Source organism: Pseudoalteromonas sp. AS84 (genome assembly GCF_038900255.1).
Lineage (GTDB): Bacteria > Pseudomonadota > Gammaproteobacteria > Enterobacterales > Alteromonadaceae > Pseudoalteromonas.
In genome coordinates this window covers 45299-71095 of record NZ_JBBMQY010000016.1, presented here as the reverse complement: position 1 = coordinate 71095, position 25797 = coordinate 45299, and the positions used below count along the sequence as shown (strand labels likewise).

Annotated in this window: 27 protein-coding genes and 1 other RNA gene; 18 read left to right on the top strand and 10 right to left on the bottom strand. The window is 39.6% G+C overall.

The features are described 5' to 3' along the window. Nucleotides 1–36: 36 nt before the first annotated feature. The 7 genes from WNY79_RS15420 to murA are packed head-to-tail and all read left to right on the top strand — an operon-like array spanning nt 37 to nt 4701. A complete protein-coding gene (locus WNY79_RS15420) occupies nt 37–852 on the top strand; it encodes an ATP-binding cassette domain-containing protein (RefSeq protein WP_076915496.1) in 816 nt (271 codons plus the stop codon). Continuing rightward, complete coding sequence (gene mlaE, locus WNY79_RS15415) at nt 852–1631, top strand: lipid asymmetry maintenance ABC transporter permease subunit MlaE (RefSeq protein WP_002957949.1); 780 nt, start codon at nt 852–854, stop codon at nt 1629–1631. The genes WNY79_RS15420 and mlaE overlap by 1 nt, the downstream gene beginning before the upstream one ends. A 13-nt stretch (nt 1632–1644) precedes the next feature. Next, complete coding sequence (gene mlaD / locus WNY79_RS15410; RefSeq protein ID WP_002957950.1) at nt 1645–2193, top strand: outer membrane lipid asymmetry maintenance protein MlaD; 549 nt, start codon at nt 1645–1647, stop codon at nt 2191–2193. Nucleotides 2194–2198: 5 nt separating this feature from the next. After that, entirely contained in the window at nt 2199–2879 is a 681-nt protein-coding gene (locus WNY79_RS15405; protein WP_170071681.1) for an ABC transporter substrate-binding protein, read from the top strand. Next, complete coding sequence (locus tag WNY79_RS15400; RefSeq protein WP_024599262.1) at nt 2872–3165, top strand: STAS domain-containing protein; 294 nt, start codon at nt 2872–2874, stop codon at nt 3163–3165. Before WNY79_RS15405 ends, WNY79_RS15400 begins: the two co-directional genes overlap by 8 nt. A 5-nt stretch (nt 3166–3170) precedes the next feature. Further along, nucleotides 3171–3428 carry a BolA family protein gene (locus WNY79_RS15395; protein WP_002957953.1) on the top strand — a complete coding sequence of 86 codons (258 nt, stop codon included), beginning with the start codon at nt 3171–3173 and terminating at the stop codon, nt 3426–3428. Nucleotides 3429–3441: 13 nt separating this feature from the next. Then, nucleotides 3442–4701, top strand: a complete 1260-nt coding sequence (gene murA, locus WNY79_RS15390; protein ID WP_024599263.1) for a UDP-N-acetylglucosamine 1-carboxyvinyltransferase — start codon at nt 3442–3444, stop codon at nt 4699–4701. Between the two features lie 104 nt (nt 4702–4805). Here murA and WNY79_RS15385 read toward each other — a convergent pair whose 3' ends face one another. The 3 genes from WNY79_RS15385 to WNY79_RS15375 all read right to left on the bottom strand — a co-directional run bounded on the left by WNY79_RS15385 (nt 4806) and on the right by WNY79_RS15375 (nt 7918). Then, a complete protein-coding gene (locus tag WNY79_RS15385; RefSeq protein WP_170071682.1) occupies nt 4806–5888 on the bottom strand; it encodes a trypsin-like peptidase domain-containing protein in 1083 nt (360 codons plus the stop codon). Between the two features lie 102 nt (nt 5889–5990). Next, the gene (locus tag WNY79_RS15380) at nt 5991–7343 is read right to left on the bottom strand and encodes a Do family serine endopeptidase (protein WP_170071683.1); all 1353 of its coding nucleotides are present in this window, start codon (nt 7341–7343) and stop codon (nt 5991–5993) included. Nucleotides 7344–7474: 131 nt separating this feature from the next. Further along, nucleotides 7475–7918, bottom strand: a complete 444-nt coding sequence (locus tag WNY79_RS15375) for a YhcB family protein (RefSeq protein WP_342876303.1) — start codon at nt 7916–7918, stop codon at nt 7475–7477. A gap of 135 nt (nt 7919–8053) precedes the next feature. Here WNY79_RS15375 and zapE point away from each other — a divergent pair, with 135 nt between their 5' ends. From zapE to WNY79_RS15335, 8 genes are all read left to right on the top strand, one after another. Further along, nucleotides 8054–9142, top strand: a complete 1089-nt coding sequence (gene zapE / locus WNY79_RS15370) for a cell division protein ZapE (protein ID WP_076923714.1) — start codon at nt 8054–8056, stop codon at nt 9140–9142. Between the two features lie 285 nt (nt 9143–9427). After that, nucleotides 9428–9856: a 50S ribosomal protein L13 gene (rplM, locus tag WNY79_RS15365; RefSeq protein WP_077536001.1), complete on the top strand. Its 429-nt coding sequence runs from the start codon at nt 9428–9430 to the stop codon at nt 9854–9856. Nucleotides 9857–9864: 8 nt separating this feature from the next. Beyond that, nucleotides 9865–10257 (top strand): 30S ribosomal protein S9, encoded by a 393-nt coding sequence (gene rpsI / locus WNY79_RS15360; protein WP_024599268.1) that lies wholly within the window; start codon nt 9865–9867, stop codon nt 10255–10257. A 581-nt stretch (nt 10258–10838) separates the two neighbouring features. Beyond that, nucleotides 10839–11429: a ubiquinol-cytochrome c reductase iron-sulfur subunit gene (gene petA, locus WNY79_RS15355; RefSeq protein WP_024599269.1), complete on the top strand. Its 591-nt coding sequence runs from the start codon at nt 10839–10841 to the stop codon at nt 11427–11429. Beyond that, nucleotides 11429–12694, top strand: coding sequence for a cytochrome b N-terminal domain-containing protein (locus WNY79_RS15350; RefSeq protein ID WP_007378320.1), 1266 nt, complete (start codon nt 11429–11431; stop codon nt 12692–12694). Before petA ends, WNY79_RS15350 begins: the two co-directional genes overlap by 1 nt. Beyond that, nucleotides 12691–13440 carry a cytochrome c1 gene (locus WNY79_RS15345; RefSeq protein WP_024599270.1) on the top strand — a complete coding sequence of 250 codons (750 nt, stop codon included), beginning with the start codon at nt 12691–12693 and terminating at the stop codon, nt 13438–13440. The genes WNY79_RS15350 and WNY79_RS15345 overlap by 4 nt, the downstream gene beginning before the upstream one ends. Nucleotides 13441–13520: 80 nt before the next feature. Beyond that, the gene (gene sspA, locus WNY79_RS15340) at nt 13521–14147 is read left to right on the top strand and encodes a stringent starvation protein SspA (RefSeq protein WP_002957965.1); all 627 of its coding nucleotides are present in this window, start codon (nt 13521–13523) and stop codon (nt 14145–14147) included. Next, nucleotides 14147–14584, top strand: a complete 438-nt coding sequence (locus WNY79_RS15335) for a ClpXP protease specificity-enhancing factor (RefSeq protein WP_076923713.1) — start codon at nt 14147–14149, stop codon at nt 14582–14584. Before sspA ends, WNY79_RS15335 begins: the two co-directional genes overlap by 1 nt. Before the next feature lie 58 nt (nt 14585–14642). On the opposite strand, the gene dolP is transcribed toward WNY79_RS15335, so the two are convergent. The 4 genes from dolP to WNY79_RS15315 are packed head-to-tail and all read right to left on the bottom strand — an operon-like array spanning nt 14643 to nt 18106. Further along, nucleotides 14643–15209: a division/outer membrane stress-associated lipid-binding lipoprotein gene (gene dolP / locus WNY79_RS15330; RefSeq protein WP_076923782.1), complete on the bottom strand. Its 567-nt coding sequence runs from the start codon at nt 15207–15209 to the stop codon at nt 14643–14645. Further along, nucleotides 15202–15795: an SIS domain-containing protein gene (locus WNY79_RS15325; protein ID WP_002957968.1), complete on the bottom strand. Its 594-nt coding sequence runs from the start codon at nt 15793–15795 to the stop codon at nt 15202–15204. The genes dolP and WNY79_RS15325 overlap by 8 nt, the downstream gene beginning before the upstream one ends. A 38-nt stretch (nt 15796–15833) precedes the next feature. Continuing rightward, nucleotides 15834–16205, bottom strand: a complete 372-nt coding sequence (locus WNY79_RS15320; protein WP_024599272.1) for a YraN family protein — start codon at nt 16203–16205, stop codon at nt 15834–15836. A 23-nt stretch (nt 16206–16228) separates the two neighbouring features. Further along, nucleotides 16229–18106 (bottom strand): penicillin-binding protein activator, encoded by a 1878-nt coding sequence (locus WNY79_RS15315; RefSeq protein ID WP_024599273.1) that lies wholly within the window; start codon nt 18104–18106, stop codon nt 16229–16231. A 62-nt stretch (nt 18107–18168) separates the two neighbouring features. Between WNY79_RS15315 and rsmI the strand changes: the two genes are divergently transcribed. Both rsmI and rnpB read left to right on the top strand, forming a co-directional pair. Continuing rightward, on the top strand, nt 18169–19026 hold the full coding sequence (gene rsmI, locus WNY79_RS15310) for a 16S rRNA (cytidine(1402)-2'-O)-methyltransferase (RefSeq protein ID WP_010554279.1): 858 nt from the start codon (nt 18169–18171) through the stop codon (nt 19024–19026). Nucleotides 19027–19067: 41 nt separating this feature from the next. Next, nucleotides 19068–19433, top strand: an RNA gene (rnpB, locus tag WNY79_RS15305) — RNase P RNA component class A. A 75-nt stretch (nt 19434–19508) separates the two neighbouring features. Here the strand turns inward: rnpB and WNY79_RS15300 are convergent. Beyond that, the gene (locus WNY79_RS15300; protein WP_024599276.1) at nt 19509–20588 is read right to left on the bottom strand and encodes a mechanosensitive ion channel family protein; all 1080 of its coding nucleotides are present in this window, start codon (nt 20586–20588) and stop codon (nt 19509–19511) included. Nucleotides 20589–20705: 117 nt separating this feature from the next. On the opposite strand from WNY79_RS15300, the gene WNY79_RS15295 reads away from it, so the two are divergent. Then, complete coding sequence (locus WNY79_RS15295) at nt 20706–21659, top strand: YihY/virulence factor BrkB family protein (protein ID WP_024599277.1); 954 nt, start codon at nt 20706–20708, stop codon at nt 21657–21659. A 3-nt stretch (nt 21660–21662) separates the two neighbouring features. On the opposite strand, the gene WNY79_RS15290 is transcribed toward WNY79_RS15295, so the two are convergent. Next, nucleotides 21663–22550, bottom strand: a complete 888-nt coding sequence (locus tag WNY79_RS15290; RefSeq protein WP_342876302.1) for a LysR family transcriptional regulator — start codon at nt 22548–22550, stop codon at nt 21663–21665. 89 nt (nt 22551–22639) lie between these two features. Then, nucleotides 22640–25744: an EAL domain-containing protein gene (locus WNY79_RS15285; protein ID WP_342876301.1), complete on the bottom strand. Its 3105-nt coding sequence runs from the start codon at nt 25742–25744 to the stop codon at nt 22640–22642. Nucleotides 25745–25797 lie beyond the last annotated feature (53 nt).

Here is a 25797-nt window from a genome sequence, read left to right as displayed (position 1 = left end):
AAAAGCTTTAAAATAGGTGCACTAGTGAACATTTTTATGGAGAGCGACTTGTCGCAATCAATAGTAGAAGTCAAGGATGTTAGCTTTTCGAGAGGCAATAGAACTATATATAAAAATATGAGTTTTAGCGTTCCTAAAGGTAAAATTACTGCGATCATGGGGCCAAGCGGAATTGGCAAAACCACTATGTTGCGTTTAATTGGTGGTCAGCTTAAACCAGATTCAGGTGATATTTTATTTGAAGGTGGCAGCATTCCTAAAATGTCTCGTAAAGAGTTATACGAAGCACGTACTAAAATGAGCATGCTTTTTCAAAGTGGTGCGCTGTTTACTGATATGTCGGTATTTGACAATATTGCGTTTCCTATAAGAGAGCACACAAAGCTAAGTGAAGACCTTATTCGATTAGTTGTATTAATGAAGCTGCAAGCGGTTGGGCTACGTGGCGCTAAAGATTTAATGCCCTCTGAGTTATCAGGCGGTATGGCAAGACGTGCTGCACTTGCGCGCGCTATAGCACTTGATCCAGAGCTAATCATGTACGATGAGCCATTTGCAGGACAAGACCCTATTTCGATGGGCGTATTGGTTAAGCTAATTAAGTCGCTTAACGAGGTATTAGGTTTATCGTCTTTAATAGTGACGCACGATGTGACAGAGGTAATGAGTATTGCCGATCACGTTATAATTATCGCTGATCAAGGGGTAATTGGTTGTGGTACCCCAGATGAAATGCGTAATCACGAATCTCCTTTAGTTCAACAGTTTTTAAAAGGCTTGTCGGATGGTCCGGTACCATTTCATTTTCCGGCTCAAGCTTATGCAGACGAGCTGCTTGGAGAAAAAGCATAATGTTGGATTTATTTCAAAAGCTAGGGCATAAAACGCTAGGACGCTTTGCGGCTCTCGGTCGTTCAGCTTATATGCTGTTTAGTGCATTAGCGCATGTTCCTAATTTTAAAAAAGGCACACCGTTACTTGTTCGCCAGCTTTATATGGTGGGTTCGCAATCTTTACTCATTATTATGGTGTCGGGTTTGTTTATCGGCATGGTATTGGCTTTACAAGGTTACACCGTATTAGTTGGTTATGGCGCTGAGGATAGTTTAGGGCCGTTAGTGGCACTGAGTTTATTGCGAGAACTGGGCCCGGTTGTTACTGCATTACTGTTTGCAGGGCGCGCAGGCAGCGCATTGACTGCTGAAATTGGCTTAATGAAAGCAACAGAGCAGCTTTCATCACTTGAGATGATGGCAATCGATCCGCTAAAACGTATTATTGCACCACGCTTTTGGGCGGGTTTTATAAGCATGCCATTGCTTGCCTTGATATTTTCAGCCGTAGCAATCATAGGCGCTCATTTAGTGGGTGTAGATTGGCTGGGAGTTGATACAGGTAGTTTTTGGTCAATCATGCAATCACAAGTGTCGTTTCAGCAAGACATACTAAACGGTATTATTAAGAGTTTTGTATTCGCCATAGTGGTGACCTGGATTGCGCTTTATAAAGGATATGACTGTGTGCCGACCTCCGAAGGGATCAGCAAAGCAACCACCGAAACGGTTGTTCATTCGTCATTAGCAGTTTTAGGTTTTGACTTTATTTTGACAGCGGTAATGTTTACCAGCTAATAGGGTATAGATAATGAATTCACGGAAATTAGAAATTTTAGTTGGTTTTTTTGTAGCACTTGGCATTTTGGCGTTTGCGATGCTCGCACTTAAAGTTGCCAATTCAGGTATTAGTGGCTCTGGCGAAACATATACGCTTAATGCCAAGTTTGAAAACATTGGCTCGTTAAAAGCGCGTGCACCGGTAAAAGTAGGTGGTGTTGTAATTGGTCGTGTTGAATCAATTTATGTACACCCACAAGAGTTTTTACCAGTGGTAAATATGACCATTGATGCACAGTATTTATGTCGTTTTTCAGACACAAGCTCAATCTCTATTTTAACGTCGGGTATTTTAGGTGAGCAGTACCTAGGTATTCACCCTGTCATTTCTCCAGATTCGGCTAAACAACGTTGTTTAGGCGAAACAGTGACTGAAAACAAGCAAGATGAAGCAATTGACGATTTGTTTGGTGTGGAAAGTAAAGCACTAGGTGATGGCGATTCAATTACTGATACTAAGTCTGCCATTGTACTTGAAGAATTAATCGGGCAGTTTTTATTCAACCAAGGTAGTGAGTAATTATTATGTTGAAAAAGTTTTTAGCTATTGTAGCAATTAGCACAATGACGCTAACTCAAAGCGTAAGTGCAGCAGATGTTAAATTGGTCGATCCAAATAAAATGGTACGCCAAGTTGCCGATAATACATTTGCACGTATTAAAAAAGACCAGCCATTAATTGTTAAAGATCAAGAGCATCTTCGCGTAATCGTTGAAGAAGAGTTAATGCCTTATATCGACTACAAATATGCAGCACTTCGCGTACTAGGTAGTGAAGTATCTAAAGTACGTGCAATTACTGACGAAGCTGAAAAAGCCAAAGCAATTAAAGAAATTCAACGCTTTATTGGTGTATTTAGAGAGTACTTAGTTGCAACTTATGCTGGTGTATTCACTCAATATACAAACCAAAAAGTTGAGTTTGGTGCCGAGCAAGCATTTAAAGGCAAAGATGTCGTTGTTGTTAAGACTAAAATTATTGAAGACGGTAAACCAGATATCAGAATCGATTTTAAAGTACGTGAAGACCGCGACGGTGAATGGCGCGCGTACGATATGATTGCTGAAGGTATTAGTTTACTAGATGCAAAACAAAGTGAACTACAAGGTATTTTGCGCCAGCAAGGTATTGATAATGTAAGTAACCTTTTAGAGCAAAAGAGTCAGCTACCAGTTCAGTTTAGAGGCAGTAACTCGAATGACTAAATTGGCAATAAGCCAAGTTGATGGACAACATTTTCGAGTAAGCGGTGAGCTTACTCGAAATTCAATTGGCGATGAACAGCTTCTGAACAACAAGTTATTAACTAAGCATAAAATCATCTATTTCGACCTAAGTGGAGTATCAAGGGTTGACACAGCGGGCTTAGCTTGGTTAATTCACTCTTTTGCAGAATTAAAGCAGCAAGGCATTCGCCTTGAATTGCAAAACCTACCTGAGCAATTGCAAAATTTAATGCAATTGGGTCAGGTTACAACCCTATTTGAGTGAGAGTTATGGAAACTAGCCAAGTCGAAACATTATTACGCGAAGAACTTCAATTAGCTGAAGTACATGTAAAAGCCAATGGTAGCCATTATGAAGTTGTTGCAGTAGGCGAATGCTTTGACGGTTTAAGCCGAGTTAAAAAGCAGCAGCTAGTCTATGGTCCATTAATGAATACAATTTCAGATGGCACAATTCACGCAGTATCTATTCGTGCATTTACTCCTGTAGAGTGGAAGCGTGAACAAAAATTTATTTTACCGCAATAAATAGGGCCTCTTAATGGATCAATTTGTAATTCAAGGTGGTACTTCACTTGCTGGTGAAGTGACTATTTCTGGCGCTAAAAATGCCGCACTTCCTATTTTGTTTGCTTCATTATTAGCTGATGGAAAAAGTACATTTACTAATGTACCGCGCCTTCGCGATATAGTGACCACTGAAGCCTTATTAAAAACTCTAGGTGCTGATGTTAATTGGCACGGCGATACGCTAGTGATTGACGGCGCAACGGTTAATAAAACATTAGCGCCATACGACTTAGTTAAGCAAATGCGTGCCTCTGTACTTGCATTAGGCCCTTTAGTTGCACGTTTTGGTGAAGCTCAAGTGTCTTTACCTGGAGGGTGTGCTATTGGTGCTCGTCCTGTTGATATACATATTCAAGGTTTGGAGCGCATGGGCGCGGTAATTAACGTTGAAAATGGTTATATTAATGCCAAGGTAAACGGGCGCTTAAAAGGCGCTGAAATCTTTATGGAAATGGTAAGCGTAGGCGCTACTGAAAACCTCTTGATGGCAGCTGCTCTTGCTGATGGCAAAACCATACTTGATAATGCTGCTCGCGAGCCCGAAATAATTGATTTAGCTAATTGCTTAATTGCAATGGGCGCTAAAATCACAGGTGCAGGAACCAGCCGCATTGAAGTTGAAGGCGTTGAGCGTTTAGCAGGATGCGAGCACAGTATTTTACCAGATAGAATTGAGACTGGTACATTTTTAGTCGCTGCAGCAATGGCTGGCGGTGAAGTACTTTGTAAAAACACTGACTTTCACTCCCTTGAGCCTGTAATTGAAAAATTACGCGCAACCAATGCACACCTAGAGGTGAATAACGACAGTATTTATCTTGATATGCGCGGCCGAGAACTAAGAGCCGTTAATATCAAAACAGCCCCGCACCCAGGTTTTCCTACGGATATGCAAGCTCAGTTTACAGCATTGAATGTAGTAGCAAATGGTAGTGCGACTATTACAGAAACGATTTTTGAAAACCGTTTCATGCATGTACCAGAGTTACAGCGTATGGGTGCTAATATTCGTTTGGAAGGACATACCGCAATTTGTGGTGAGACTGAAAGCTTAACGGGTGCGCAAGTGATGGCAACCGATCTACGCGCTTCAGCTAGTTTAATTTTGACGGGTATAGTGGCTCAAGGTGAAACGGTCGTTGATCGTATTTATCACGTTGATAGAGGTTATCAGCGCATTGAAGATAAGCTAAGTGCGTTAGGTGCAAATATCAAACGTAGAAGTAGCTAAGTAGATACTTAACAAATTAGACTATTTTGAAAAAAAAGGTCGGATATGCGAATTGCTATCCGACCTTTTTATTGACGATTTATGCAGGTTGGTATTATTCTTTATTAAAGCTTTGTTTCAAGCTCAGCTACCACCACCATGATTTTTTCTATTTTCCCATCTCTGTAAAGCTCAAACTCTATTTCTTTACCGGGCTCTGTATTACCTATTTCTTCCAGCACTTTTTGTGGGTTTGCTACCGAAAGGCCTGCAATTTTAATAACGATATCTTGCTCTTCAATGCCCGCTTGCCATGCTGGACCCAAAGGGTCTAAATTAGTAATTCGCATGCCCGTAACGGGAGTTAAGCTGTCGTTGACTTCTTTACCAGTACTATCTACTGCTGTGCCTTCGAAGCCTAGATAGCCACGTACAACGCGACCATGACGAATGAGTTTACCCATTACTTTTTTAGCAAGCGAGTAAGGCACCGCAAAGAATATTCCTTGAATATTCAGATTCTCACGCGTTTTAAACTGCGCAGAGGTAATACCGACTAAATCACCATTGGAGTTAACTAATGCGCCGCCAGAGTTGCCCACGTTAATAGCCGCATCCATTTGTAATAAGTTATTGTACGGACTGTCTGTAATCTTTTGCTTACCCGTTGCGCTAATGATGCCTTGCGTGATTGTTTGACCTAAATTAAGCGGGTTACCTATAGCAAGTACCACATCGCCTACGCTCGATACATAGCTATCATCGACAGGAATGACCGGAAGGTGATCTGCATTTATTTTAAGTAAGGCTAAATCAGTAATGGTATCAAAACCAATTAGCTGCACATCAAAAAAGCGTCGACCATCGGTTAGAATAACCATAATTTGATCTGCGTTATTAACAACATGGTAGTTAGTAAGAATATAACCGTCTTGCGACATGATGACGCCAGAGCCTAGCTCTTGTACTGTGTTTTTTCTTTTATAACGGGGTTCTTTGGAAATGCTTTCTGAAAAAATAGTAACCACAGAAGGAGCTGCTCGTTTAACTGCATCAGAAAAACTCAGATGACTCGCACTCATAGCGCTTGGCAGGGGAACATTTGGAAGTAAAGCCGCTCGCATATTAGGGCTGAAAAAAACCACTAAAAAAGCAATACTTAGGCCTGCAAATAAAGGGGGAAGAATAAATTTTATTAGTTTCAGCACGATTTTCTTATTATGTAAGTGAGCAATCTCTTTATGATGACATAAAAAAAATAACAGCGGCAAGTGCCACTGTTATTTTTATTACATTAATAGTGCTATTTATTACTGAATTAAAATAAATATAGACTCACGACCACGTTGAACGCCAAGTACTATATTACCTTTTGTACTGTCGATGATTTTATTCATGTCGCGAATCGTTTCCACTCGTTGACGATTCACTTGCATAATAATATCACCTTCTTCAAGGCCAACACGGGCAGAAGGTGAGCGAGGATCTACAGAAGTAATCTCAACACCTTTGTTACTGTTTTTTTGCACGTTTTCGAGCTCTGCACCTTGGAATGCGGGGTGTAGTTCTTCGCCTGTCGCTGTAACACCAGATGCGCCATCAAGGGTTACTTTTACTGTTTTAATTTTACCATCGCGGTAAATGCCTAATTTTATCTCGCGGCCTTCACCTAGCGTAGCAATTTTGCTGCGTAGTTCATGGAAGCCACTAATGTCGCCACCATTAATGCTAACAATAACATCACCAGCTTCAATACCTGCTTTACTTGCGGCAGTGTCGTCCATTACTTGCATTACATAAGCACCTTGTTTGACATCAAGTTGCTGTGCTTTTGCAAGTCCTGCATCAAGTGGGCGACCAGAAATACCTAGCGAGCCTCGACGTACTTCACCATGTTCAATAATTTGATCAACTAGATTTTTCATCATATTAGATGGAATGGCAAAACCAATACCCACGTTGCCGCCAGAAGCACCTAAAATAGCAGTATTAATACCAATCAACTCACCATTTAAGTTAACTAATGCACCGCCAGAGTTACCTTGGTTAATAGCAGCATCGGTTTGAATGAAATCTTCGTAACCTTCAATGTTTAAACCACTACGGCCAAGTGCACTAACAATACCTGATGTTACTGTATGGCTAAGTCCAAATGGATTACCAATCGCAACCGCAAAGTCACCCACTCGTAAACTATCTGAGTTTGCGAGTTTTATTTCAGTTAAGTCATCAGCGTCTATTTGTAAAAGAGCGATATCAGATTCTGTATCAGTACCAATCTTAGTTGCTTCAAATTCACGGCCATCTTCGAGAGTAACTACCATTTTTTCGGCATCTTGAATAACATGATTGTTAGTTACCACATAGCCTTCATCGGCATTAATAATTACTCCTGAGCCTAAACCACTAAATTGGCGTTTTTGACTGCGGGGCTGCTGTTGTCCAAAAAAGTATTCGAGTGGATCTGCACGGCGACGTACTTCTTTAGAGCCTGAGACTTGGATACTTACAACACCAGGAGATATTTTCTCTAGCATGGGTGCAAGAGTAGGTAGTTGTTGACCATTTACTGCAATTGGCATTTTTGCATAAGACGCTACTGGACTCATTAATAAGCTTGTAGATAGAATAGCTGCGCTGATAAGTGATAATTTCATTTTCATAGTCAGGGATAACTCCACTTAAGATAAAGCAAAAACCAAAAAGGGCTACTTTACAGCAGCCCTTTTTGGTTTGTTTAGATAAAACAACAAAGCTGTTATATCTAAAGACTATGGGGTCTAAAAAAAGTTCATCAAGATGCTTTAGAATGTTCTGAAACTTTATTTTGACCTGCAAATAAACCAGATTCACCCGATACATAATCAGCGGGTTGCGCTGCGGCTGAAGAGCGATCTGCACGACGTTCTTTTAAAGACGCCTGCAATTGCTCAGTGGTTTCTTTAGAAAAGAATGGTTCCGCTGGTACTTTATTTCTATCTTCTAGAAGAAGCTGGTTTGTTTCTTCAACGTGACTAAGCAATTGGTCATAGTTTTCTTTCATTTTATTTACGAGCTTACCCGTATTTGCTAAATGATCAGCGACATCTTGGCGATACTGCTCTAATGCGTTTTCAGCTTGCTCAGCCTGTTCTTTTAATTCATCTTGTTTGAACTGTTTTTTAGTAACAAATGCACCAATAAAAAATGCTACTACAGCAACAATAACAACCAAACCTACCCACATAACTGTGCCCATAAAAACTACCCCTTTGGGAAAATAACTAACGAATGCTTGATTCAATTATAAATCATACTAAGTGTAATATACCCCGAGTTATGATGCGTGTTAATATACTTTGCAAATTAAACTGTGTTTTAACTGTAAATAGATATGACTCCTTGGCAAACATACCAACAAGACTTGAAGCGAGATGACTTTGTACACGACGCAGCACAAGAAAATGCTGTGCGCCATTTACAACGTCTGTACGATGACTTAACTCAGGCAAAGCCTGCACCAAAAGGTTTTTTTGCTAAGTTATTCAGCAAAGATGAACCAGCGCCTATAAAAGGTTTGTACTTTTGGGGTGGAGTAGGGCGTGGTAAAACTTATTTAGTTGACACTTTTTACGAATCACTACCGGGCACGCGTAAAATGCGCGTGCATTTTCATCGGTTTATGCACCGAGTGCATAATGAGCTTAAGAAATTAAATAATACGGCTAATCCATTAGAAAAAATAGCCGACATTTTCAAAGCAGAAACAGACATAATATGCTTTGATGAGTTTTTTGTTCAAGACATTACCGATGCCATGCTGCTAGGTGGGTTAATGGAAGCGCTATTTGCACGGGGTATAGTACTTGTTGCTACCTCTAATATAGTGCCTGATGAGCTTTACAGAAATGGCCTGCAGCGTGCACGCTTTGTTCCTGCTATAGAACTGGTTAAGCTTAATACAGAAATAGTTAATGTAGACTCAGGTATTGATTATCGATTACGTACCTTAGAGCAAGCCGAAATTTTTCATAGTCCGTTAGATGAAGATGCAGATAAAAATCTATTTGAATACTTCGACAAGTTATCACCAGAGCCTGGACAATTAGATGAGCCGATAGAAATAGAAGGGCGAAAAATCAAAACGCGAAAAGTAGCTAAATGCGTTGTGATGTTTGAGTTTAGTGAATTATGCGAAACGCCTCGTAGTCAAGTCGATTACATGGAAATTAGCCGCCTATATAATACGGTTATTATTTCTAACGTAAAACAACTTGGGCAGACTAATGATGATGCCGCTAGACGTTTTATTGCTTTAGTGGATGAATTTTATGAGCGTCACGTAACTTTAATTATATCGGCTGAAAAACCTATTACCGAACTTTATACTCAAGGTAATTTAAACTTTGAATTTAAGCGCTGTATAAGCCGTTTGCAAGAAATGCAATCTTTAGAGTATTTAGCTAGAGAGCATTTGGTCTAAAAAAGTAGGCAAAAGTGTAATAGGTTAGCCATTAAAAATAAGAGGTATGTATATAGTACTTCTTATTTATGAAATTTCTTGTGGAAAAAACAACCGGCGAGTAGCAATGTGTTTTAAGTGCTGGTATACTCCCGCGTCTGCCACGTTGCGTTCTATGCCCTCATATAGTCTAGCCACTTGTGAGCGGCGCAAAAGTCTAAAACTCGAAGGGGTTATAGCAAACTTAGAGCAGTAGTTAATATTAACTACTTGTGGTTTTAATTGAAAAACATTGGATTTTTATAAATGAAAACGTTTGTTGCTAAACCAGAAACAGTAAAACGTGACTGGTACGTAGTTGACGCTGAAGGTAAAACTTTAGGTCGCATCGCTACTGAAATCGCTCACCGCCTACGCGGTAAGCATAAAGCTGAATACACTCCTCACGTAGATACTGGTGATTACATCATCGTTATCAACGCTGAAAAAGTTACTGTAACTGGTAACAAATTCAAAAACAAAGTGTACTATTCACACTCTGGTTTTCCAGGTGGTCTTAAGTCTACTACTTTTGATAAACTTCAAGCTGCAAAGCCTGAAATGATCATCGAGAAGGCTGTTAAGGGCATGTTGCCACGTGGTCCTTTAGGCCGCGCTATGTACCGTAAACTTAAAGTTTACACAGGTACTGAGCACAACCATGCTGCACAACAGCCTCAGGTTCTAGACATTTAAGGAGCACCATCATGGCAAATCAATACTACGGTACAGGTCGTCGTAAAAGTTCAAGTGCTCGCGTATTCTTACGCCCAGGCACTGGTAACATCGTAATCAACAAACGCTCTCTTGAAGAGTATTTTGGTCGCGAAACAGCACGCATGGTTGTTCATCAAGCTCTTGAGCTAGTTGATATGACTGAAAAATTTGACCTTTACATCACCGTTGCCGGTGGTGGTACAACTGGTCAAGCTGGTGCTATCCGTCACGGTATCACTCGTGCACTTATGGAGTTTGACGAATCATTACGTCCACAACTTCGTAAAGCAGGTTTTGTTACACGTGATGCACGTAAAGTTGAACGTAAGAAAGTGGGTCTTAAGAAAGCGCGTAAGCGTCCACAGTTCTCAAAACGTTAATCTATACGTTATCAAGAATTCAAAAACCCAGCTTATGCTGGGTTTTTTGTTTTCAAATCAAAATGTTTACATTTTCAATTTACTATAAATTTGTTTATTGCGACTGCCATACAAGGTGATTGCAGCAATTAATGATGATCAAATTTATTAATAACTGCGTATTAATCGAACGAAAGTTAAAAAATACTCAGATAGCTGCAAAAAAGTTAAATAATTATCGTAATTAGTTTAAATCCATCAGTTAATTGGTGGAATTTTTTGCTACAATTGTCCGGTAAGTAAAATGAGCGGTTTAACAACACTATGTACAGTTTTTACTGTTTCCTCTTAGTGATGTTGATCTTGGTCAGTATATTGTTTTTACAGAAGCGTTATTATAGTCGTTCGGCTTTATTCTCGAGCTAGCTTAATCAAATTTTTGATCAAGTCAGGTTTATTCGAGCATGGGGCTTTGAATAACCTTGTTTTAATCAAGGGTTTTAATTATGATCGCTTCTATTTTAAAAATTTCGAATAATTAACCTGCTGTAACTGATGTTCTCAATATAGCAAGTGTTGAGAATCATAGTGGAGATAAGTGGATGAGCAATGCGCCTGTAGACAATGGCCGACGTCGCTTTTTAACCATAGCTACCTCTGTTGTAGGTGGTGTTGGTGCGGCTGGGGCTGCTGTTCCTTTTATTGCGTCTTGGAATCCAAGTGAGCGAGCTAAATCTGCGGGTGCGCCTGTAGAAGTAGATATCAGCAAACTTGAACCGGGACAATTAATACGTGTCGAGTGGCGTGGTAAACCTGTATGGGTTGTATCACGTACCCCAAAAATGCTTGAGCAGATGAAAGAACATGAAGGTCAACTTCGTGATCCACAATCGCAAGAGCCACAACAATTAGAATCATCAACAAATGATTACCGTTCATTACGTCCAGAAATCTTTCTGGCTGTAGGTATTTGTACGCATTTAGGATGTTCGCCAGGCTTTTTACAAGGTAACTTTGGTGAAAAAGTAGAAGGGACTGATGACGGTTTCTACTGCCCGTGCCACGGTTCTAAATTTGATATGGCTGGCCGTGTATTTCAATCGGTACCTGCACCATTAAACTTAGAAATACCACCTTATACTTTTCTAGATGAAACCACTATTTTAGTGGGCGAAGAAAGAGGGGTAGCCTAATGTTTGGTAAGATTATTGGTTGGATAGACGACCGAATCCCAATGACACGTGTTTGGAACATGCACATTGCACAGTATCCAGCACCTAAAAACTTTAACTTCTGGTACTTTTTTGGCTCTCTAGCCATGTTAGTACTAGTAAATCAAATCCTTACAGGTATTTGGTTAACGATGAACTTTGTTCCATCTGCTGAGGGCGCATTCGCCTCGGTAGAGTACATCATGCGTGATGTAGAATATGGCTGGTTATTACGTTATTTGCACTCAACAGGTGCATCGGCGTTTTTCATCGTTGTATATATGCATATGTTCCGTGGCATGATCTACGGTTCTTATCAAAAACCACGTGAGTTACTGTGGTTATTTGGTATGTTTATTTTCTTAGCGCTAATGGCTGAAGCATTCATGGGGTATTTATTACCATGGGGGCAAATGTCGTTCTGGGGCGCACAGGTAATCATCTCTTTATTCGGGGCTATCCCGGTTATTGGTGATGACTTAACACTTTGGATACGTGGTGACTACGTTATATCTGGTGCAACGCTTAACCGCTTCTTTGCATTACATGTAATTGCACTACCACTGGTTATTGTAATCTTAGTTTTCTTACACATTGTTGCTCTACACGAAGTGGGTTCAAACAACCCTGAAGGTATTGAGATTAAACGTAAGAAAGGCTCAGTAGCTGAAGAAGATAAGCCTAAATTTAAATTTCACGAGTATTACACTGACAAGAAAGATATTGTTGATGCGATACCGTTCCACCCTTACTACACAGTTAAAGATATTGTGGGTGTGGTTGGTTTCTTAATATTGTTTTGTTGGGTTGTGTTCTTTATGCCTGCGATGAATGGGTTCTTTTTAGAAGGTCCTAACTTCGAGGCAGCTAACCCACTTAAAACACCTGAGCATATTTTCCCGGTTTGGTACTTTACGCCATTCTATGCAATCTTACGTGCAATCCCTGATAAGTTAATCGGTGTTGCGGCGATGGGTGCATCAATTGTGGTACTTGCGTTACTACCTTGGGTAGACCGTGGTAGAGTTAAATCGGTTCGTTACCGTTGTGGTTTCCATAAATGGAACATTGCAGGTTTTGTTGTTACTTTCGTTCTTTTAGGTTGGGTGGGTGCGACTCCTCAAACTGATCTGAAAACGATTATTTCTCAAATCTGTACTGTGACTTACTTTATGTTCTTCGTACTGTTATTTGTATACAGTAAGAACGAAAAAACTAAGCCATTGCCAGAGAGGTTAACGAAATGATGAAGAAGCTACTTATTGGTTTATTTGCTTTATCAGTAAACTTGTTACCTAACATGGTTATGGCAGCGGGTCCGTCGGTTCCTTTAATGGAGGCGAATAACGACCTTACTGATCAAGCATCTTTACAGCGCGGTGCAAAGTTGTTCATGAACTACTGTCTTGGTTGTCACCAAATGCAGTATCAACGTTATGAACGCACTTTTCGTGATATAGGTATCCCAACAGAAGTTGGTTTAGAACAGTTGATTTTTGACGGTTCTAAAGTAGGTAGCCATATTACTAACGCGATTACAAAAGACGATGCAGCAAAATGGTTTGGTGCGGCTCCGCCGGATTTAACTCTAATTGCGCGTGTAAAATCACCAGATTATATTTACACGTACTTAAAATCGTTTTATAAAGATGAATCTCGCCCGTTTGGGGTTAACAATATTGTTTTCCCATTAGTAGGTATGCCTCATGTTCTTCAAGAACTACAAGGTTTACCAACGCCTATTACTAAAGAAGTAGAAGAACATGGACACACAGTGACCAAAGTTATTGCTACTGAAACAGATGGTACGGGTGAATTAAGTGTAGATGAATACGACCAAGCTGCTCGTGATTTAACGAACTTCCTTGAATACGTGGGTGAACCTTCACGTCTTGAATCGGAAGCGCTAGGTATTAAGGTAATAGGATTTTTAATCATCCTGTTTATCTTGGCATTTATGCTTAAGAAAGAATACTGGAGAGATGTTCATTAGGTTGAACATTTTTAAAGGTAATTTTGCAATAGGGGCTTAAGCCCCTTTTGCTGTTTTAGTTATTTAATGGAGGTATAGGCATGGCCGTAGCTGCCAATAAGCGCCCTGTAATGACCCTTTTTTCTGGTGCTAACTGTATGTATAGCCACCAAGTACGTATTGTACTTGCGGAAAAAGGTGTAAGTGTAGATATTCATTTGGCTGAAAAAGATAACTTGCCAGAAGCACTTCACGAAATTAACCCTTACGGTACAGTGCCAACACTGATTGACCGTGAGCTTGGTTTATATCAGGCAAACATCATCATGGAATACCTTGATGAACGTTTTCCTCATCCTCCACTAATGCCTGTTTACCCGGTAATGCGTGGTCGTAGCCGTTTAATGATGCATCGTATTGATACTGACTGGTACAGCCTAGCTGACAAAATCAGTAACAACACATCAGATGCGGCTCAAGCTCGTAAAGAGCTAACAGAAGCATTACTTGCTGTAGCACCTATTTTTAGCGAAGCACCTTACTTTATGAGTGAAGAGTTTAGCTTAGTAGATTGTTATTTAGCTCCACTATTGTGGCGTTTACCAGAGTTTGGTATTGAGCTTAATGGTGCAGGTTCTAAAGAGCTTAAAGAGTACATGATCCGTTTATTTGAACGTGAGTCATTCCAAGCCTCTTTAACTGAAGCTGAGCGTGAGATCCGTTTATAATGACGCCTAATCGTCCTTATTTATTACGTGCTTTTTTTGATTGGATAGTCGATAACGAGTGTACACCGCATTTAGTGGTAGACGCTGGATTTGCAAATGTACAAGTGCCAACACAATTTGTTCAAGACGGACAAATTGTTTTAAACATAAGTCCATCAGCGGTCACACAGTTTTCGTTAGACTTAACCCAACTTAGCTTCAATGCGCGCTTTGGTGGTCAGCCAATGCAAGTGTATGTACCTCTAGGTGCTGTGCTTGCAATATACGCGCGTGAAAATGGCGAAGGAACAGTCTTTACCGCAGATGAGTTTTTAGAGGACGAAGACGATTTTGTGCCAGAGCTTGAAAGTGTTGAGTCATCAGCTGAGTTTACTGATGAAACATCACCAGAAAAGCCTGAGAAGAAAAAAGGCTCTCATTTACGCGTTATTAAATAATAAGTAAATGCCAAAAAAAACCGCTAATTAGCGGTTTTTTTATGTCTGTATTTTGTATTTATAGGTATTCAAACACTTTAACTACGCGCTCTACGCCAGATACATTACGGGCAATATTTACAGCTTGAGTTGACTCAGAGTCAGATACTAAACCCATTAAAAATACTTCAGCGTTTTCTGTAACCACTTTAATATTATTACTACTAATGTCTTTTGCTGTTAGAAGCTGGCCTTTTACTTTAGAAGTAAGCCAAGAGTCGTGAGTTTGTGTAGTAATGCCAATATTTGAACCAATACGAATTTGGTTATGTATTTTACGAATGCCTGAAACGCCTTCAATGGTGCGCTGCGCTTCGTTTCTCATTTCTTCATTTGCTACTTGGCCAACAAGTAAAACAATACCATTAACGCTTACAGCGCTTATATTAGCGAACTTTTCAAGACGCTCTACTTCACTAAGTGCAATACTGGCTTTTATTTCAATATTGTTATCATCAATTTGTGAACCAATGGTACGGCGGTCGTTCGCTGCAGTTACTGCACTGGCTGTACCTGCAACAACAGCTGCTGCGCAGCCTTGAAGTAATACAACAGTACCTAAAACAATAAGAGAGCGTTTAAACATAATTTTCATCCTGAGGGAAAAGCGTTAAATCAACAAGTTCGCTTAAACAATGTAAGTTCACTAAATGGGATTCGATAATGCGGCTAGGGCGTTTAGATGGAGATCTAATTTCAACATCATTAGGACCAAGTAGACCAACCAACTCACCACCATCATCACCAACCATAACTATGACCTTCATATCTTTAGTTAGTGCAGCTTCAACGGCAGAAATAACATGCTTTTCGTTACCGTTTATAGCCAGTACCAACAATAAATCGCCTTGCTGAGCAAAAGCACGGACTTGACGAGCAAATGTATCGTGATCGTCTACCTGAGTACTTTGTCCAAGGTTAACGTTTTCTTGCGATAGAGCAATTGCAGGTAAACAAGGACGTTCGGTTTCATAATGATTAACCAATACACCGGCCATATGCTGGGCGAGCATGTGGCAATTTGCAGTACCGCAGCAAATGAGTTTATTTCCGTTGATCAGACTTTGTGCAATAGTAAATGCAGCTGACTCAAGCGCACTCGGTAGTACTTCACCCGCAGCGATTTGAACTTGAATGCTCTCTGTAAAAATTTCTTTAATTGTATCTTGCATAGCCTACCAATAATTTATCTTTATCTTTGTATTTGTGTTTAAAATACATTTTTCAGCCAATTAATATTAGGAGATGCTTCTCCTGTAATGGCTACATAATCAATTCTTAGCGCTTGGTTAGTCAAATTTTTAGCTGCTAAGTAATGATAAATACTACGTTTTAATCGAGCTTGCTTTTGTGGGCTAAGCGCATAGTTTGCGCCGCCACGAGCATTATTTTTACGAAACTTAACCTCAACAAATACAAGGGTGTTACCTTCTTTCATAATGACATCAAGCTCACCAAAGGGGCAGTAATAATTACGTTCAATAGGCGTTAACCCTTGAGTAACTAAGTATTTTTGCGCTTCAAGCTCATAATACTGGCCTTTTTCGCGACTATTGTGCCACAGCTCTTTAAACCACGACATGTCGCCCCCTTACTTAATTAAGTTTAATTTATAGTTTGCATCTCACTTGCTGATTGCATAAACAATGGCACAGGACGCTGCGTTTTTAATTGCACAGATTTAATACGACGATTTGTGTATTGAGCCCAATCGAGCATACGTTCTATATGACCGCTTGTATTAACTGATAATTTACCGCTTAGGCCACTGTATTGATTACCTGGCATTACGCTTAACTGCCTAATATCAGGTAATACAGATACTGCATCGTATGCCATTGCAAATAAGCGTTGGCTAATATCTACTTGTTCTGGCCATAACGAATCATACTGCTGGCGTAAATTATGTTGTTTAATTTGCGAATCGAGCATCCACGGCAATTCAGTGAAGTATAGGCCGTCTAAGTCGCCTTTGTCAGTACTATCAATTTGTTTACTGTGGCTTTTAGAGCTGGCGTAAAGTGGAATACGATCTGCAAAAGTACTTACGTTTACATCAAGATAAGGTTTAATTAAGCGTGTTTCTATTGCATCACCTAAAATATAAATAACATCAATATCACTGCGTGAGCGCGTTTCATTTTCTACTTCTTGTCTAAATAATGCCTTAACCGTTTTTATGCGCTCTTTTGATTTATCTACTTCCAGCAAGCTAGTAATCGTATTTGGCATATCTTTTTTATCGTTATAAAAGCCTATTTGCGGCTTAGTTTCGCTATAGCGTTGCCACTGTAAGTTAAAATAATCAACAAGACGTTGTCCGTTAGCGTTATTAGGCGCTAGTAGCATCGGCTTTTGGTAACCCATTGCTAAAAAGTGCTCTAGGGCTTGTTCTACTTCGTGCTCAGGATTTAGTGCAAAGTAATAATGTTGAAGTGAAATTCGTTCACCGTCAAAGGTGTTCAAATGTAGTACTGGCGTATCGATAAGCGTTTGCGCATTAGCTAGTTTATCTATATTTGCTTTAAGTAGTGGGCCAATTACAAAGTCAGGCTTTATTTCTTCAAGCTGTGCTGTAATTTCTTCTGTACTTAAGTTTTCATCAATAAAAATAGTGTCGTTGATATTTTGAGTATCAAGTGCTGCTAACACGCCGGCTTTTAGAGCATCACCTAAGCGTTCGTTAGGTCCTGACTGTGGAAACAATACAACTAAGCGTTCTATATTTAGAGGTGCAAACTCAGTAAGCATTTCATCTTGTTTAGGTAAAACAGTAAAAGCGGGGTGCCCAATATAGCGTCTTCGCCAATTATTGATTGCTTGATCTAATTCTACACCGCTGCCTGCATATACTTGATGATATAACGCTAGGTTAGTCCAGCCTTGCTGAATAACCGAACCACGGTTAAAGCGCTCAAGCGCATATGAAGAGAGTTGTTTTAAGTTATCCCACAGATTTTGATTCAGTTGAGGGATTTCAATGTTATTTTTTGCTGCTGTTTCAGAGGCTCTAAAAAAGTAGGGCGCTGCTTTTTTAGGAAAATTTTGTGATGCGTAAATAGTGGCAGTTAAAAACTGATGCCATGCAAAATGTTCAGGTTGAGTAAGTTGTCCGTCTAGCGATTGTAAAATCACTAAGGCTTGATCATTTTTATTCTGTTGTTTTTGTGCAAATGCAATATAAAGACGGTTTTGAATTTGATCAACACTTGCTGTTAATTCAAGCTCATTTCCAATTGTCTCTAATAAAGGCCAGTTTTGCTCACTAATTGCAGCATCACGTGCACTATAAAGTAATTGTATTTTATCGGCACCTTGGCGGTTTTGCGCCAATTGGTAGATAGATTGCGCACTGGTTGCCTGATTTTGAAGTGCATTAGAGCGGTTACTTACGTTATCGCTGTTTTTAGTTGGTTTTTCGGTTGTGCTACACGCCGATAACCCTGACAATATAATTAATAGACTAACTAGTTTAAGTCGCACAAATGATTTCCCAATACGTTAACGCGATTTGCTTATATTACTGACTGACGCAGGAGACCTCAATGTTAAATGAGGAGAATTCACAGAAAATTGGCACTCTTTACATTGTTGCCACCCCAATTGGCAATTACGACGACTTAAGTCACCGTGCCATTGCGACATTATCGCAAGTTGACTTAATAGCTGCTGAAGACACTCGTCATACCGGCAAGCTACTTAGCCACTTTGGAATTAAGGCAAAAACGTTTGCATTACACGACCACAATGAGAAACAAAAAGCACAGCAAATTATCGATCAACTAAATCAAGGTTTAAATATTGCTTTAGTATCGGATGCTGGTACACCGCTTATTAGTGACCCAGGTTATGCAGTTGTAAACTTATGTCGCGAACAAGGCGCTCATGTTACACCCGTACCTGGTGCATGTGCTGCAATTACAGCCGTATGTTGTTCAGGCTTACCAACCGACCGTTTTCAGTTTATTGGTTTTACGCCAGCTAAAAGCAAAGCTCGCCAAGACTTTTTTACCGAAGCTGTTAACTCAGGTATCACCAGCATAATGTACGAAAGTACGCACCGTATTATGGCAAGCCTTGATGATTTAGCACTAGCCCTTGGCGATGAGCAACAAGTTGTATTTGCTAAAGAGCTAACCAAAACCTTTGAAACATTTTTTAACGGTAGTGTAAGTGAGCTTAAACAGTTTTTAACCGATGATCCTACCAAGCAGCGCGGCGAAATAGTGCTGATGCTTCCAGGTAAACCAAAGCAAATAGACGATGTTCCGCCTGAAGCGCGCAAAATGCTGGCACTGCTTGAGAGTGAAATGCCAATGAAAAAGGCCTGTGGTGTGGTTGCTGAATACTTTGGAATGAAGAAAAACGCTTTATACAAAACAATTATTGAAGAAAAAGAGTAAATTTTACTGCGCTTGGTATTAGCCTCATGTATACTGCGCGCCGAGTCAGCCAAGATGATCGCTGCCTGTGACGAAAATGATCAGGGGGAGGAAAGTCCGGGCTCCATAGGGCAGAGTGCCAGCTAACGGCTGGGGGGCGTGAGCCCACGACAAGTGCAGCAGAGAGGAGACCGCCAATCTTCGGGTTGGTAAGGGTGAAAGGGTGCGGTAAGAGCGCACCGGGCCGCTAGTAATAGTCGGTTGCAAGGTAAACTCCACTCGGAGCAAGACCAAATAGGGTTCCTTATGGCGTGGCCCACGTTGGAACCGGGTAGGTTGCTTGAGCCATAGAGCGATTTATGGCCTAGACGAATGATTATCACTTTCTTCGGAAAGGACAAAACCCGGCTTATAGGCTGACTCACTCATTCAATAAAAAGCCCGCAGTTAACACTGCGGGCTTTTTTGTGTCTCAATTTTACTTAAATACAATTTAAGTATCCTTAAATAATATTTTTCCCTTGTTCTGGATCTCTTGACTGCTCTGCCTGTTCGCGTATTTCGTCGGTATCACTGCTTACGTCATCAAGCGTTTTAGTTTGCTCAATGGTTTCACTTTTTTCGTTTTGTATTTGCGATGGTTGTTTTTCCTCTAAACTAGAAACACTTCCACTAGGGTCGGTGAGTATAATTCTTTCTCGTGCGTCATCTGGCATACTGATGTTTTGTTTTGTGAACTCATTGACTAATTCGCGCATAAGTTGAGAGGCTACTTTTAATGGACTGTGCTGCTCGCTATTAACCCAAAAATACAAAACGAAGTTAATAGTAGATGAGCCTAAGTTTTTTATTAAAACCTGCGCGGGTGGATCGCTAAGCACCGCATTTTGTTGATTCGCAATATCTAGGGCAAGAGTTTGCGCGCTGCGTATATCGTTATCATAGCCAATACCAATTTCTACTTTCCCGCGCATTTTCGGATTGGCAGTCAGGTTTTTAATGGTATTTTTATATACAGTCGCATTGGGTATTTGAATATGATTGCCATCGTAATCAACAAGCGTGGTTGCTCTTGCGGTTACTTTTTTAACAATACCTAATCGGCCATCTACTTCAATTACATCATCAATTTTAAAAGGTCTTTGTACACTAAGTAATAAACTAGCAATAAAGTTCTCTGCTATGTCTCTAAAAGCAAAGCCAAGTATTAAACCTATTAATCCGGTACCACTCATAATAGCAACAGCAAACTGAGTGAGCCCAGCTAAACGTAAAAATAAATATACGCCGAATAAAATAATTAAAGTGCTTATACTGCGTCTTACAACTAGGTGAACAAGCTTGCTGTCAGTCATGTAGTCAATAGGCTTTATAAGTAATCGAGAAAGAGGTCCTGAAATTAAGTAACTGAGTACTAAAAGTATGACCCCGAGTAAAAGAGTGGGTAATATTTGCGCTGTTACGTGAAGTAATTGCACGGCTTGCTCATAAAAGTAATTCCACGAAAGTGTATCGACTGTGATTACTTCAGTCATTGGTGCTGTATTATCTAGCGCTACACTGCTTTTTAGGGTGCCGAGCATGGCTTATCTTCCGTGTTTGATTCATTTATAGATAAATATTAGCAAGTTTGATACCAAACGCTTATAACTTGGCAAATATTTTGCTGTAGTAACGTAATATAAATATTGAGGTTTAGAATGAAAGAAGCTAAACGAGGACAGGAAGCAGAGCAGCCTGCACATATCCCTTTTATAGGCTGGTGGGATATTGTTAAACGTATTTTTAAGCAAATGAGCGAAGATAATTTATCTATAGTGGCGGCGGGTGTGGCATTTTATGCGTTACTTGCTATTTTTCCAGCCATTGCGGCGATGGTATCAGTGTATGCGTACTTTTCATCCCCAACAGATATTAGTGAGCACTTAAGTAAAATAGTTACTTTGCTTCCACCAAGCACCAGTGAACTGATTTTATCTCAGGTTTCTAGCCTTGCTAAAACATCAAGTGCAAGCTTGAGCTTAAGTGCAATCGGTACGCTCATACTTACCATTTGGAGTAGTTCAAAAGGCAGCCAAGCACTTATAACTGCGTGTAATATTAGTTATCGTGAATATGAAAAACGCTCATTTTTTCAAGCTCAATTAGTGCGTTTTTTATTTTCAGTAGGAGCGATTGTTGTCGCAATTTTTGCATTATTAATTATTGGTATTTTACCCATCGTACTAAACTTGGTGGGGCTAAAAGAAAGTATAGATTTATTAATTAAACTTATCTCTTGGCCATTACTGGCTTTTACCTTTAATTTTGCATTAGTACTTTTATATCGTTATGCCCCGCATCGTAAACCCGCTAAATGGCGTTGGATCACGATGGGATCGTCGATTGCTACCGTGCTGTGGATTTTGGCATCTATAGGTTTTTCTTTTTATGTGTCGCGTTTTTCTAGTTACAACGAAACTTACGGCTCACTAGGTGGTGTAGTGATCATGTTGATGTGGTTGTATATCAGCGCTTATATAATCACATTAGGTGCTGTTATTAATGCTGCAACTGAACAGCAAACAGGTAAAGACAGTACTATAGGCCCAGCTAAAGAGCGTGGGCAGCGAGGCGCCTATGTAGCAGATCACCTCGATGTAAAAAACGAATAGCTATTAGCTAGCTAAATTAGTAAGTGCAGTAATTTGCTCTTTAAATTCTTGTGCTGCAGGGCCAAGCCTGTCGTTGTCGTTGCACATTAAATATAAATTAAGAGTACGGGTTGTACCTTGATCTAAATTAAGCGCGATGAGCGTTTTATCTTCAATTAAATGTGCAATTTGTGTTTTTGGCAGCCAAGCGTAACCTAAATTTTGACTAACCATATCAATAGAGTTGCGTAAATGGCTCACTGTCCAGCGCATATCAGCACCTAACCAGCCTTCATTGTGACTGGTGTGGGTTGCTGAGTCGCGAACTACTATTTGTCTATGTAACTTTAAGTCTCGAAAGTTGAGTTGTTCAGTATGTTGGTGTAATACATGGTCTTTATGCGCAACCGCTATAAACTCTATATCGCATAGCATACTGCAGCTAATTCCATAAATAGGAATTGACGAAATGGCTAAATCAACTACTGAGTTATGTAGTAATTCGTTTGCACCGGTTAGCACGCTTTCTACTAAATCAATTTTTAAAAGAGGGTAAAGCTCACTCGTTTTAGCAAGTGCCTGGTATAAAATAGCGTGTGGGAACACTTCATCAACGGCTATTTTTAATGTGCTCTCTACGCCTTCGCTAAGCGTAGTTGCTACCGATTCTATTTTAGTTGCTTCTTCAATTAAAAATTCAGCTCTGCGTAAAATAAGCTTACCGCTATCGGTTAAAAATGCTTTACGACCTTTTACTTCAAGCAACTTAATTTGCAAGGCGGCTTCAAGTTTTTGCACTGCATGGTGTACGGTTGACTGACTTTTATGTACAGCTGCGCTTGCGCCTGCGAACCCGCCATGATCTACAACAGCTTTAAACATTCGCCATTGCTCTAATGTTGCTTTTGCCATTTTAAAATCCTGTTACTACTTTATATCTGATTGCTTAACTTGACCGCGCAGACGCATTATTTATTGCGTAACAGTTATTTTTTGTCTATTTATTTTAACAAAGCTACTTTTTTATCCGCTAGAAGTGCCATAAAACTGCTTTTATTTAAAGGTTTTGAAAACAAATAACCTTGTCCGTAATCGCATCCAGCTTCCAGTAATAGCTGCATTTGTAATTTAGTTTCAATTCCTTCGGCGATTACTTTTAAGCCCAACTGATGCGCCATAACGATTATGGCTTCACACAATGCAAGTTCTTGGCTGCCTACTTGAATATTATCGACAAAACGCTTATCTATTTTTAAATAGTCGGTGTCCATTTCTTGTAGGTAAGCGAGCGATGAATATCCAGTGCCAAAATCATCAAGAGCTAGCTGCATTCCTGATTTCACGATTTCTTTTAGGCGTCTTTGTGTTAGCGCTTCAGGATTAACCATTAAGCCTTCAGTTATTTCTGCCACGATTGACGAAGCAGGTAGTTTTGCTGCTTTTAGCATATCGTACCATTCATCTATGCCACTCTCTGGAGTGGATAATTGCACTGGCGATACATTTACACTTATTTGAAAAGTATCATCGGTTAGTGTTTTTATATCGTTAAGTGTTTGAAGGGCTTGGGCAAATACAAATTGGCCAATTGCATTTATTTGCCTGGTTTCTTCAGCAAGTGGAATAAATGCGATAGGGCTGATTAGGCCTTTTTCAGGATGTTGCCAACGAATCAGCGCTTCAGCTTTATGAATATGTAAATCATTTAAAGCAACAATGGGTTGATAAAATAACTTAAACTGTTCAAGTTCAATGGCACTTCGTAAGTCTTTTAATAGCACCATGCGAGCATGTGCATATTCGCGCATGTCAGCAGAAAAAAACTCAAAACAATTACGACCATTACTCTTTGCTTTATACATAGCCTGGTCGGCTGCTTTTAAAAGCTGTTCAGTATTTTTACCATCATTTGGGGCACATGCAATACCTATGCTTGCACTAATAAATAACTCTTCGTTTTCAAGATTTAAAGCTGACGATAAGCTAAGTAAAATATTACTAGCAATTTGATTAATATGGCGCGTACTTTTAATTTGATTGAACACAATAACAAACTCATCACCACCAATCCTAGCCACAAAGTCAGCATTCTTTGCCGACTGTACTATGCGTTGTGATACGAGTTTTAATAAGTTGTCGCCATAGTGATGACCCAAAGTGTCATTAATATCTTTAAAGTGATCAATATCTAAAAGCATGACAATCAATTGATTATCTGGAGTAACAAAATTTGAAAATCGTTTATTTAATCGCTCTTTTAACTCTAAACGATTTGGCAAGTCTGTTAAGTGATCAAAGTGAGCTTGTCGCCAAATAGTTTCATTAGCTTGTTTTTTCTCTGTGAGGTCTGTGAATATCGCGATTCGACGAATTGGTGCATTATTTTTATCATAAACCGTATCGATTGTGAGCCACTCAGAGTACAACTGCCCGCTCTTTTTACGGTTAATAACCTCGCCTTGCCAACGGCCAGTTTGCTGTAACTCTGACCACATTTTATTGTAAAATTTCTTATCATGTTTTCCTGATGAAAGAATTGAAGAGGACCGCCCAATAACTTCTTCTTTACTATATAAGGTCGTTTTACTAAATGCAGGATTCACATCAAATATAATACCTGTTGGATCGGTGATTGCCATACCTTCACTACTGTTGTTATACACTAGCGAGGCAAGGTGGAGTGCTTCTTCATTTACTTTTCGCTGTGTTATATCACGTAGTACAACAACGTATTCATTTTTGCTTTGCATAGCACTAATACGCGCTTCAAAGCTGCGTTTAGGATCTGATTTTTCGAGTGTGAATTCTAAATTGCTCGAAACATCAAGTTTAGATAACTGCGATAATAAAAGCTGAACATTGCTGTGTGAAAGTATTGATGATAAATGAGGTGCGGCAGTGCTATTTGGGTTTACTTGGGGCTTAAATTGCCCCGTTATGTTGAGAATATCGCCATGGATGTTAATTCTAACGTAACTATCAGGCAGAGTATTAAGCAAGCTAGTAAGCTCGTCATGCTTGTTTTTTAAATTAGCCTCGGCTGTTAACCTAGTTTGCGCCATTGATTTAAAATGCTGATAAAGAGTATTTAGTTCGGGATTATTGGGCTGTATATTTTGTGCGGGCATTTCGCCCTTAGCTAGCACATTTGTTGCATTTGTTAGATTATTAATTGGGTCGATAATACTTGTTTTAAGTAGTTTTCGTGCAATTAAAGACAGTATCAGTAGCGATAAAATAAACACACCAATCGCTATAAAAAAGTTATTATTTATTTGTTTTAAAGCATGCGTGACAGGAAGTGCGATATGTATATTTAAGCTGTTGTTACTCGGATCGCTATAAATAACAGAGTGATGAAGCATTCGGGCTTCACCTTCAATAGATTTTATTTTTGTTGATGCCTCAGTATCAATCGAAGAATCAGTTGCTAATAAAGTCTGTGCGATATTATCGCCAAGCGTGGCTGTTGTAGGAGGATAACGCGCTAAAATTTTTCCGTTAGAATCAGCAATTGCAGCAATAGAGCCCGGCGGAAGTTCAATGTCATTAAACGCATTATTCCACCAGTCTAGCGCAACAACGATAACTACAACGCCCTGTATTACATTTTTTTTATTAATAATAGGTAACGCAAAATTAAGGGTGTTTTTTTGCAGGCTTCGGTCGTGCTGAAAATAACCTACCGACAATTGGTTGCTTTTTAAGGCGTTTTGAAAATACGCCCGATCGGCAATATTTATTTTTTTGGCTAACCCGCTTGTTGTGCATATAACAATGCCATTTGGATTTACAATCCCGATATTGGCAACGTGCGCGTATATAGCTCTAAATTGATTAAAATAATTAGGGCAGGACGTTGCTAGATTTTCTTTCTTACTTTCCTCTTTAGCTAAGTAACGCGCTAACCGGTTAATATCATCGACTAAATGCTTTTGCTGTAAAATTAATTGCTTAGCAATGTTTTCTACTTTTTTTTCACTTTGCTCAATAGAGTGATCGCGCTCAAGCAGCAGTGTAAAAATAATTACAGCAGTGCCTGGAATACTTAACAGTATAAGCAAACGATAAAGCTGATGTTTGAGAGAATAAGTAAAAATAACCATTCCTTAGTTTTGTATTTTGCAATAACAATTGTAGCCAAATTCACTCCAAATAA